This is a genomic window from Bacteroidota bacterium, from assembly GCA_030706565.1.
Classification (GTDB): Bacteria; Bacteroidota; Bacteroidia; order Bacteroidales; family JAUZOH01; genus JAUZOH01.
Genome location: JAUZOH010000104.1, coordinates 1 through 11262, shown reverse-complemented (window position 1 = coordinate 11262; position 11262 = coordinate 1). Strand labels below are relative to the sequence as shown.

At 38.9% G+C, this 11262-nt stretch carries 8 protein-coding genes; 4 read left to right on the top strand and 4 right to left on the bottom strand.

Annotated elements, in window-relative coordinates; genetic code table 11:
• The coding region (locus Q8907_07350; GenBank protein MDP4274077.1) for a polysaccharide biosynthesis protein at nucleotides 1-988 on the top strand (988 nt) is incomplete at its 5' end.
• A gap of 78 nt (nucleotides 989-1066) precedes the next feature.
• On the opposite strand, the gene Q8907_07345 is transcribed toward Q8907_07350, so the two are convergent.
• Together Q8907_07345 and Q8907_07340 are read right to left on the bottom strand one after the other, a co-directional pair.
• On the bottom strand, nucleotides 1067-3106 hold the full coding sequence (locus Q8907_07345; GenBank protein MDP4274076.1) for a transketolase: 2040 nt from the start codon (nucleotides 3104-3106) through the stop codon (nucleotides 1067-1069).
• Nucleotides 3107-3385: 279 nt separating this feature from the next.
• Nucleotides 3386-4018, bottom strand: coding sequence for a LysE family translocator (locus Q8907_07340; GenBank protein MDP4274075.1), 633 nt, complete (start codon nucleotides 4016-4018; stop codon nucleotides 3386-3388).
• Nucleotides 4019-4302: 284 nt separating this feature from the next.
• Here Q8907_07340 and lnt point away from each other — a divergent pair, with 284 nt between their 5' ends.
• Nucleotides 4303-5931 carry an apolipoprotein N-acyltransferase gene (lnt, locus tag Q8907_07335; GenBank protein ID MDP4274074.1) on the top strand — a complete coding sequence of 543 codons (1629 nt, stop codon included), beginning with the start codon at nucleotides 4303-4305 and terminating at the stop codon, nucleotides 5929-5931.
• A 157-nt stretch (nucleotides 5932-6088) separates the two neighbouring features.
• Here the strand turns inward: lnt and Q8907_07330 are convergent, their stop codons facing one another.
• The gene (locus tag Q8907_07330) at nucleotides 6089-7879 is read right to left on the bottom strand and encodes an L-fucose isomerase (GenBank protein ID MDP4274073.1); all 1791 of its coding nucleotides are present in this window, start codon (nucleotides 7877-7879) and stop codon (nucleotides 6089-6091) included.
• A 100-nt stretch (nucleotides 7880-7979) separates the two neighbouring features.
• Nucleotides 7980-8975, bottom strand: a complete 996-nt coding sequence (locus Q8907_07325; GenBank protein MDP4274072.1) for a GntR family transcriptional regulator — start codon at nucleotides 8973-8975, stop codon at nucleotides 7980-7982.
• Nucleotides 8976-9267: 292 nt separating this feature from the next.
• Between Q8907_07325 and Q8907_07320 the strand changes: the two genes are divergently transcribed.
• Both Q8907_07320 and Q8907_07315 read left to right on the top strand, forming a co-directional pair.
• A complete protein-coding gene (locus Q8907_07320; GenBank protein ID MDP4274071.1) occupies nucleotides 9268-10905 on the top strand; it encodes an arylsulfatase in 1638 nt (545 codons plus the stop codon).
• 14 nt (nucleotides 10906-10919) lie between these two features.
• Nucleotides 10920-11262: radical SAM protein (locus Q8907_07315; GenBank protein ID MDP4274070.1), on the top strand; the 343-nt coding region annotated here is incomplete at its 3' end.

Sequence of the window (11262 nt, the reverse complement as noted above, 5' to 3'; positions counted from 1 at the left end):
ATACAATCCTCAAAAAATCATATTACTGGATCAGGCAGAATCACCTCTTTACGATATAGATCTGGAAATATCAGAAAAATTTAATTTTCATGATTATGAAATTATTTTGGCCGATGTTACTGATCTGGGAAGGATGAATGAAATATTTGCAAAATATAAACCCGACATTATTTATCATGCTGCTGCCTACAAGCATGTGCCCATGATGGAAATTAATCCTATTGAGGCAGTACACAATAATATTCTGGGCACCAAACTTATTGCGGATCTTGCAGTTAAATACAAAGCCAGCAAGTTCGTGATGATTTCAACAGATAAGGCAGTTAACCCGACCAATGTAATGGGTGCGTCAAAGAGAATTGCAGAAATCTATACTCAGTCTTTAAATAGTACCTGCAGTACAAACTTTATTACTACCCGTTTTGGAAATGTATTGGGATCCAATGGTTCGGTCATACCACGGTTCAAGAAACAGATTGAAAATGGTGGTCCGGTTACGGTGACAGACCCGAACGTAACCCGTTTTTTCATGACCATTTCTGAAGCCTGCCATCTGGTATTAGAAGCTGGCGCAATGGGTGAGGGAGGAGAAATCTATATCTTTGATATGGGTAAATCCGTTAAAATTGTGGATATGGCTAAAAAAATGATAAAACTTTCAGGCCTGGAAATCGGTAAAGACATACACCTTAAATTCACAGGTTTGCGTCCAGGTGAGAAACTTTATGAAGAATTGCTAAATGCAAGGGAAAACACCATTCCTACCTATCATCCTAAAATCATGATTGCTAAAGTGATCAAATATGATTTTGAGAAGGTTTGCAGGTATATCGACGACCTGAAAATATCGCTGAAAGATCAGAATAATTTTGAGTTGGTCAGAATAATGAAAGAAATTGTCCCTGAATTCAAAAGTCAGAACTCAGTTTATGAAAGATTGGATCTGGAAATAAATAACGCATACGATAAAACAACATCCCTAAACTAAATTTTTTATTTGTCATTTTTGGCAAATAAAAAAGGCTTCCGCTTCGGAAGCCTTTTTTATTTCTCTATGTTTGTTTTTTTACTTTTTAAATTCTGCTAAATAAGTTTCAATTTGCGAAACCACATTTTCAGGAGTAAAACCAAACTTCTGGTCCAAAACATTTGCAGGAGCAGAATATCCAAAATGGTCCAAACCAAACACCTTTCCATAAGGTCCAACCATTCCCCTCAATGTTACCGGCAAGCCGGCAGTCAATCCGAAAACAGGGACATCATCCGGGATGACACTTTTTTGATATTCAAGGCTTTGTTCTTTGAATAAGCCTTCAGAAGGTGCTGATACAATCCTGATCTTCAACCCTTTCTCATTTAATAATGCAGCAGAATCAACTAAAGTGGATACTTCAGAGCCACTGGCCACAAGGATAACATCGGGTTTACCCTCAGTTTCCTGAACGATATATGCACCTTTAGCGGCTGACAAAGCTTCCTGGTATCTGTTTTCTTTTGCAGGAACATCCTTTATCCCTTGTCTGGAAAGTAACAATGCAGTGGGTGCAGTGGTGTTTTCCAGAGCCATCTTCCATGCAACAGTTGTTTCATTAGCATCAGCAGGCCTCAAAACGAGCATGCTCCGTTTTCCGGAATGATTTTTCATTTGTTCCAGCAAACGGATTTGAGCTTCCTGTTCAACCGGCTGATGTGTAGGTCCGTCCTCTCCTACCCTGAACGCATCGTGTGTCCAGATATATTTAACAGGCAATCCCATCAAAGCAGCCATACGGACAGCAGGTTTCATATAATCCGAGAAAACGAAGAATGTACCGCAAGCAGGAATCACACCGCCATGCAATGCCATACCATTGGCAATTGCAGCCATTGTCAGTTCCGAAACGCCAGCTTGCAGGAAGGATCCTGAAAAATCGTGGCAGACAAAAGCTTTTGTTTCTTTCAAGAAACCGTCAGTTTTGTCACTGTTGGACAAATCAGCAGACATGACAATCATGTTTTCAACATTTTTTGCCAAATAGGATAAAACGGTTGCAGAAGCAGCTCTGGTGGCAGCACCAGCCTTTTGAATTATTGATGGGAAATCAAGCTTCTCGGGCTTATTATATAAGAACTTAGAAAGTTTAGCAGATAATGTCGGATTTTCAAGGCTCCAATCTACCTGAATCTTCTTACGGCTGGCAGCCTGATTGATTTTTTCCCTGACAACTTTTGCATAATATTCACTCACCTCGGGGAAAATCACAAATGGATTCTCTGGATCTCCGCCTAAATTTTCAATGGTCTTTTGGAATGAAGCCCCAGCCTTACCCAATGGCATCCCATGAGTAGAACATTGGCGTTCAAAACTATCTCCGGTATCGGTAACGGCACCTTTCCCCATAATAGTCTTCCCAATAATCAGAGTAGGCCTTTCTTTCTCTTCATGAGCTTTATGTAAAGCCTCACGGATCTGATCAGGATCGTTTCCGTTTATCTTAAGCACACTCCATCCCCAGGATTCATATTTTTTAGCAGTGTCTTCAATGGTGACAGCCTTGGTTTCAGTAGAAAGCTGAATATCGTTTGAATCATAAAACATAATCAGATTATTCAAGCCTAAATATCCTGCAATTCGCCCTGCTCCCTGTGATATTTCTTCTTCTACTCCTCCATCTGAAATGAAAGCATAAGTTTTATGAGCCATCCATTCTCCAAAACGGTGAACCAAAAAGCGCTCTGTAATCGCAGCGCCAACAGCCATCGCATGCCCCTGCCCCAAAGGACCGGAAGTATTTTCAATCCCCCTTTTTACATCCAGTTCGGGATGACCCGGAGTAGTGCTTCCCCACTGACGGAAATTTTTCAATTCATCCAGCGAGTAATTGCCGCATAAAGTCAGTTCGGAATACAACATAGGAGACATATGCCCAGGATCCAGGAAAAACCGGTCACGGAAAGGCCAGGTCATATCAGTAGGATCATACTCTAAAAATTCGGAAAATAAAATATTTATAAAGTCTGCACCTCCCATTGCCCCTCCGGGATGCCCAGATTTGGCCTTTTCAACCATCGCAGCTACAAGAATTCTAATATTATCAGCTGCTCTATTTGTTATGTCATTGTTCATATTGAATATTGATTTTAAATATTGATTTTAATCAGATTATAAAAATAACTTTTTTCCAACTATAAAAATGAGAAAAAATATTTTTTACGACAAATTCGCAATAAACTATTAATTATAAGCGATTTAATTAAATTATTTTTTTTAAACTGCCTATAGATTTGAGAAAAATATACCCGTTTAATAAAAACAAACACCCATGATTTCCCCTATTCGAATCATGGGTGTTTCAATTTATTTTCAACAATATCTTAAAAAAACAAAGAACTTTCAATAATTTATTTAAATGTGAATCACCAGACTTAAAATAGCCAATAATCCAAAAGCAATAATAACTCCTCCGGTAATTTTATTCATCCACCAGATTCTTTTCAAACGGAATTTTTTTCTAAACAGATTGATAATCGAAGTAAGGGTAAACCACCAGGAAGAAGCGCCTAAGAAAACGCCCAAAATTGCAAAAATCACTAAAATCAAACTGGTATTGCTCGAGATCAAATTAAAACCCGTGAACATGGCAATGAACACCAGAATAAATGAAGGATTGGAAAGAGTTAGCAAAAAGACAGAAATATAATCAGCAAAAAGCCCCCCATTCTTTTTTTTCCTTTGTTGCCTGATTTGTTTTACCGGGTTGGTAAAAAAAATCTTAAATCCGAGAATGATGATAAAGGCTCCTCCGATTATCTTAAAATATAACTGCTGTTTTTCCAGAAAAGCAACCACAAAAGAAACGCCCAGACCGGCGAATATGGCAAAAACAGTGTCTGCAGTTGCTGCACCCACCCCGGAAATAAACCCCGGAATACGACCTTTACTGACTGTTTTTTGAATACATAAGATACCGATTGGACCTAAGGGCATTGAGGCTAGAAAACCAATTAATATTCCTTTAATAAGAAGCTCTAATTCCATAAAAGCTTGTTTTTATTCTACACGACATGGAGCGGATTTATTTAAGAAGATATGCTCTTAAAAACAATCGCTTTGAAATTTTGCAAAGATAGTAAGAGAAATTAATAATCATCGAATTTTAATACATTAAACTTGAATTTTAATCCCTTCATCACTAAATCCCCTCATATTCCTGTAAAAAATTAATACTATAAAAATCAACTAAAAAATTAAAGGATAACGAAACATGTTTTACTTTTGTTTCTCATTTATAAAAAAATTTTTTTCATCTTGTCGGATATCTTATGAATAAATTAAAACTCAATACCTTAGCAATTTTAAGTGGAATTTTACTTAGCTTACCCTGGTTCTCCCATTTTTCAGGAATTATTTTGCTGGTTGCACTTATTCCCTTGCTGGCTCTTGAAAGCCACCTTTACGAAAACAAAACCAAAAACCGTTCGAAAGGGATATTCAAATATGCATATCTCTCTTTTGTTATCTGGAATATTTTGACTTCATACTGGATTTACAATGCCACGCTTTTTGGCGCTGTTGCAGCCATTATATTAAATGCCTTATTTGTTTCTTTGATATTCTGGCTATTTCATATAATTAAAAGGACGACCGGACCTGTGGTTGGTTATCTCTCTTTGATTTTTATGTGGACTGCCTTTGAATTTGTATATCTCAACGCTGAAATTTCCTGGCCCTGGCTTAACCTTGGCAACGGTTTTGCAAAAGATTTCAGACTTATTCAATGGTATGAATATACAGGAACCCTGGGAGGCACAATCTGGGTATTATCGGTTAATATTCTATTATTTCAACTGCTCAAAAATTTTATTCAAAAGAAAAAGGTAAACCGGCTATTGAATGCCGTTACCCTTCTAATTGTTGTCCTTCCGGTTGCTTTTTCTTTGGTCAGATTTTACACTTATAAGGAAACCACAAAACCCGAAAACATAGTGGTACTCCAACCCAACATTGATCCCTACCATGAAAAATTCAGCGGGATGACCAATGAAGAGCAGTTGCAAATTTTGCTCGACCTGGCCAGGAAAAATCAGGATACCACCACCGATTATATGGTTGGTCCGGAGACTTCCATCGACAATCAAATTTGGGAAAATGATATTTATAATAACGAGAACATTATTGAATTAAAAAAATTCATAAAACTTCATCCCAGAATAAAATTTGTCACCGGGTTAACTTCTTTTAAATTATACCAACAGGATGAAACACCCTCATCAACAGCCAGAAAATTTGCAGATGCGCCCATGTATTATGATGTATATAACTCCGCAATGCAGGTAGATACAGGTTCTTTGATACAAATTTATCATAAATCGAAGCTTGTGGTTGGAGTTGAAATGATGCCTTATCCGAAGGTCTTTAAATATCTGAATAAACTCACCATCGATCTGGGAGGAACCACAGGCAGTCTGGGAACTCAACCACGACGCGGGGTTTTTCATTCGTCTTCGCCTAATAATAAAATCTCAATAGCACCTGTTATCTGCTATGAATCAATCTACGGAGAATATCTGAATGACTACATCAAAGAAGGAGCGAACCTGATATTTGTGGTCACCAATGATGGTTGGTGGGGAAATACACCGGGCTATAAACAACATTTAAGTTATTCGCAAATACGGGCAATAGAAACCCGGAGAAGTGTTGCACGCTCAGCCAATACCGGCATCTCCGCATTTATCAATCAAAAAGGGGAAATTATAAAAGAAACAGGCTGGTGGGAAAGAACAGTCCTTAAAGGCAAAATTAATGCAAACTCCAAACTTACGTTTTATGTAAAACATGGCGATTATCTTGGCAGAATATCAATATTCCTGACCATCTTAATAATCCTGTATTTCCTGGCCGACAAGTTTAATTTAAAAATCCCTGTACTTCAAAAGTTAAAAAAATAGCCCTTCATATTAATAAACTCCAAAGAAAAAAGATATTCAAAATACAACGATCATCTTTAGAAAGAGAACTATTTTTACATAAAATAAAACCCTGCCGGTTCGTCAAATGACGAGACCGACAGAGTTTCACAACCAAAAACTAGAGAAAAGTTTAAGCCTATTTATAAATAGGGCCATAAGTAGTACAGGCCCTGTAATCGCTTCCTTCTTTATCCATTCCGAAAGCATTCCATGTACTTGGACGGAATATATCATCTTCCGGAACATTGTGCATACAAACCGGAATACGTAACATTGAGGCCAGAGTAATCAGGTCAGCTCCAATATGACCGTAACTCGAAGCACCATGGTTAGCCCCCCAGTTGTTCATGACTGAATAAACATCCTTAAATGCCCCTTTCCCGGTAAGACGTGGTGCAAACCAGGTTGTAGGCCAGGTAGGATCAGTCCTCATCGTCAATTTTTCATTTACATCTGAAGGAAGATCAACGGTATAACCTTCAGCAACTTGAAGTACAGGGCCCAAACCTTTCACAATATTCACCCTGGACATGGTGATGGGCATACCTCCTTTACTCAAAAATTCGGAAGAATAACCGCCTCCTCTGAAATACTCATAAATAGCAGGACGCCATGTGGTAGCTTTCAGACATTTGTCGGCATCCGCTGAAGATATATCCCAAAATGATTTCACTGCGGGTTTCCCGTCTATCTCCTGTTGTCCCGTAAAATCAAGGGCAGAAGCACCGGAATTAATCAAATGCATAAACCCGTTTGCAGCAAGTCCTTCAGGTTTTTTACCGGTAACACGTTGTACGGATTCAGGGCTCCAATAGGTACGAACATCTGAAAACATCTGGGCTGTATTGGTCAATAAGAAACCAAACAGCATGGCCACACCGTTAAGAGAATCATTTTCCGTAGCCAGCACAAAAGGTTCCCGGATACCCGTCCAATCAAATGAAGTGTTCAAAATAGCTTCCATAAAATCGCCGTTGGGAAAATGATCTGTCCAATGACGCTGTCCCTGGAAACCGGCCAGAATGGCATTATGGCCCATAGACTCTTCCTCAAAACCAATTTCTTTTAATTTGGGATTTCCAACCATCAGATCCTTGGCAATCATAGCCATCTTCACCGAAATCTCCCAAATCTTCTCCATTTCAGCAGGAGTTCTTTTTACCTTATTGTTATCCTGACCAACTTTGCAGTTTTGATGAGCCCATTTTAAAGCCAGTTCATAATCTTCCTTGTCATATATACCCTCGTCCATCCTTCTGATAAATTCGGACAAATCAACAGACTCGTTGCGCATACCGAGATATTCCTGGTAAAAATTAGGATCAACAATACTTCCGGCAATACCCATTGCAACGGAGCCCATAGAAAGGTATGATTTTCCTCTCATTGAAGCCACTGCCAGTCCGGCTTTAGCAAATCTCAGTAATTTCTCTTTAACATCCTCAGGGATAGAGGTATCATTAGCTTCCCTGACATCCCTTCCGTAAATACCGAATGTCGGTAATCCCTTTTGACTATGAGCAGCCAAAGCAGCAGCCAGATATACGGCACCCGGGCGTTCCGTACCGTTAAATCCCCATATTGCTTTAGGTATATAAGGATTCATATCTATTGTTTCACTGCCATAGCACCAGCAGGGAGTAACAGAAATAGAAACGCCGACACCTTCCCGCTCAAATTTCTCGGCAGCCATTGCAGCCTCGGCCACTCCGCCAATGCAGGTATCTGCAATAACGCATTCAACCTTGCTTCCATCATGATGACGAAGATGGGAGGAAATTAATTCGGCGACACTTTTGGCCATATTCATGGTCTGGTTTTCCAATGACTCTCTAACCCCCTTGCGCCGTCCGTCGATTATTGGCCGTATACCGATTTTAGGCAAGGAACCATACAAACGACAATTCTTTTCTTTATTGGTTTGCATAACGTTAATAATTAAATGATTTTAAATGTTTTTGTTTATTTGGTTTTATCAATTGATTTTTCCACTTCATTGTTTCTTCTTGATCCGGTAAAGGTGAAAATCAAAGAGATCCCCGCAAAATAAGCTTAGTGGGAATAACAACTTCTGTTTTTTCCTTACTCTTAATAAATCCAGCAGCTTTTTTACCCATTTCCACAAAATCCGTAGAGATACAGGTGATTCCATTTTCAATTACTTCCAGTAAGGGGGCATCATTATAGGCCAAGACACCAACCTCCTTTCCCATTTTCAGCTTTTTCACCTTGATGTATTTCAGCACGTCAACCAAATCTTTTTGCCGGAAAATGAAGAAAGCCGATCCTTCTTCCACTATATCCTCCTTCAATTCTTTAAGCAAAGAATATTTGATTTCATTCTCATTGCAAAAACGTTGAAAATAATTGTATGTAGTATCAGGATGGACAGAATCATCCGGATAGTAATAATAAAGGACCTTGTATTTTTTTAATAAATGTTTAGCCTCTTCCAGGCATGCATAAGGTGCACTTCCAAAATCCTGACAGACATAGGAAAAATTTTCATCTTTATATTTTCCCCAATCCAGGATTAAAAGCTTTTTCGGATCAATCTTCCGTAACACATCACTAATTTTCTCATTGTTGAAATTCATAATGACATACATATTGTATTTGCCAATACTATTGAGAATAACCGTTTCAAAAATCCGGAAATTATAATGATGAAAAGCCAGATCGACATGATAATCCTTGCCCAATGTTTTGACAAATGAATCGTAAAGTACATCCTTAAAAGGGCTATAAGAATCCAGAAGCAGGAAGATCCGGTTGTTTTCACTGGCCACATAATAACCTTTGGTTGGTGTGGATTCTATCATTCCCCGCCTGATCAATTCCTTGTAAGCCTTAAAAACAGTATCCCGGGACAAACCCAAATCCCTGTTCAACTGATTTACCGAAGGCAATAAATCGCCGACCTGTACATCATCGGTACTGATCAGTTGCATAATGGCATCAACCAATTGTTGAACCTTAGAGGTATTGAGCGAATTGTTTATTTTGATATCAGAACTATACATTTATTTTCATTCTAAATATTAATAAACAGCTATACTGTCCTGTGCTATCCTGTTACAAATATATAGCATTTTATTTTAGGTCCAAGTAATCTTGAAAAATATTTATATAAAATCATCAAACAAATCATAAAGTATTGTATTACACATAATTTACCTAAAGTTAAATTCCCTTAAAAATGACACATAAAAACTGATTCCGTTTTTTCCCTTTGGGAATGACACTTAAAAAAAAATCACGTATGTTTGTTATAATCTATTTGTCATATCTTGCCAATTTTTCAAACTATTGATCATGAAAAAAAATTTCTTGCCTTTTAAATTATTCAGCCTAAGTGTCCTTTTGCTGATGGCAGGGCATCATCAGGTCCAGGCACAGGGAAAAGGTAAAAATCCACGCCCGAATATCATACTCATTCTTGCTGACGATATGGGTTACTCTGATATAGGCTGTTTTGGCTCTGAAATTTCTACGCCCAACCTCGACCAGCTTGCAGAACAAGGGATGAGAATGACTCAATTTTATAATGCTTCGCGCTGTTGCCCTTCAAGGGCATCCCTGCTCACTGGCTTATATCAACATGAAGCAGGTATTGGGGATATGGTTGGAAACTTTGGCTATCCAGGTTACGAAGGTTATCTTAATCATCAGTGTATTACTCTTGGTGAGGCTCTAAAAATCAACGGTTATAATACTTACATGGCAGGTAAATGGCATGTTGGAGGCGAACCCGAGAACTGGCCTCGCAAAAGAGGGTTTGACCGGTACTTCGGGCTTATAGACGGAGCGAGCAATTATTTTAAGCTGGTCCCCTACCGGAATAATCAACCGGCTCCCCGGATGGCCCTTGATGATCAGCTTTATACGCCTCCGGATACCGGATTTTACATGACCGATGCCATTACGGATCATGCCCTATCCTACCTCGAAGAAAACAAATCAAAGAAAGAACCTTTCTTTTTGTATTTAGCCTTCACAGCTCCACATTGGCCATTAAATGCACTGCCCGCCGACATAGCAAAATATAAAGGGAAGTATATGCAGGGATGGGAACCAATCCGTGAAAAAAGGTTCAAAAAAATGCAGAAATTGGGTATACTGGATACATCGGTAAAACTCTCTCCTGTAGATAAACGTTCACCAAATTGGGCAACCTTGTCACAGAAGGATAAAGAAATGTGGGATTTGAGAATGGCCGTGTATGCAGCAATGATCGACCGGCTTGACCAGAACGTAGGGCGCGTAATCCGGAAGTTGAAAGAGCTTCATCTCGACGACAACACCCTCATTATTTTTCTTTCCGATAACGGGGGCTGCCACGAACAAATCAAAAACCAGGGTAATTACATACATACCAAAGGCATCACCGGCAATCCCGATTCATTCGACAGTTACGAATATCCTTGGGCAAATGCAAGCAATACGCCATTTCGCCTTTACAAACATTGGGTACACGAAGGTGGAATTTCAACCCCTTTTATTGCATGGTATCCTTCAATGATCAAGGCTGGCAACATCAACAAAACTACTGCCCACATCATAGATATCATGCCTACCTTACTCGATTTCGCAAAAGGCAACTATCCTAAACAATTTAAATCAAAGGATATTAAACCTATGGAAGGTACCAGTCTGTTACCCCTACTTGAGGGCGGTAAAATTTTCCGCAAAAATCCTTTGTTTTGGGAACACGAAGGTAACCGGGCAGTCCGCGAAGGCAAGTGGAAACTGGTATCACTTTATGATACTAAAAACGACAAGTTTGGCCCCTGGGAACTTTACGACATTAATGCCGACCGAAGTGAATTGAACGACTTAAGCAGGAAACATCCCGACAAAGTGGTCGAAATGGTTAAAAAGTATGATAGTTGGGCCGAAAGAATCGGTGTCGTTTCCAGGGAAAAAATGAAAAGAGGAAGGGAAAAGGATTAACTTAATTAAACGAAATGAATCTTAGTGGTAAACCTCTTGCTTTTCAGGCCATGGTCAAACCCATAGGCTCAACATGTAACTTAAATTGCAGGTATTGTTATTACCTTGAAAAGAAAAACCTTTATAACAACGTCCACGATTTCCGCATGAAAAAAGAAACCCTGGAAAGCTATATCAGGCAATATATAGCTACCCAGAATGTTCCTCAGGTAACTTTTGTATGGCAGGGTGGCGAACCCAGTTTATTGGGATTGGATTTTTTTAAAGATGTCATTGAATTTCAACAAAAATATGCAGGAAGCAAAAAAATAGACAATTGTTTTCAGACCAATGGAACATTGCTGGACGATGAATGGT

Coding starts and splice junctions, on each gene's coding strand:
- Q8907_07345 (MDP4274076.1), bottom strand. CDS start 3,106: ATGAACAATGACATAACAAATAGAGCAGCTGATAATATTAGAATTCTT.
- Q8907_07340 (MDP4274075.1), bottom strand. CDS start 4,018: ATGGAATTAGAGCTTCTTATTAAAGGAATATTAATTGGTTTTCTAGCC.
- lnt (MDP4274074.1), top strand. CDS start 4,303: ATGAATAAATTAAAACTCAATACCTTAGCAATTTTAAGTGGAATTTTA.
- Q8907_07330 (MDP4274073.1), bottom strand. CDS start 7,879: ATGCAAACCAATAAAGAAAAGAATTGTCGTTTGTATGGTTCCTTGCCT.
- Q8907_07325 (MDP4274072.1), bottom strand. CDS start 8,975: ATGTATAGTTCTGATATCAAAATAAACAATTCGCTCAATACCTCTAAG.
- Q8907_07320 (MDP4274071.1), top strand. CDS start 9,268: ATGAAAAAAAATTTCTTGCCTTTTAAATTATTCAGCCTAAGTGTCCTT.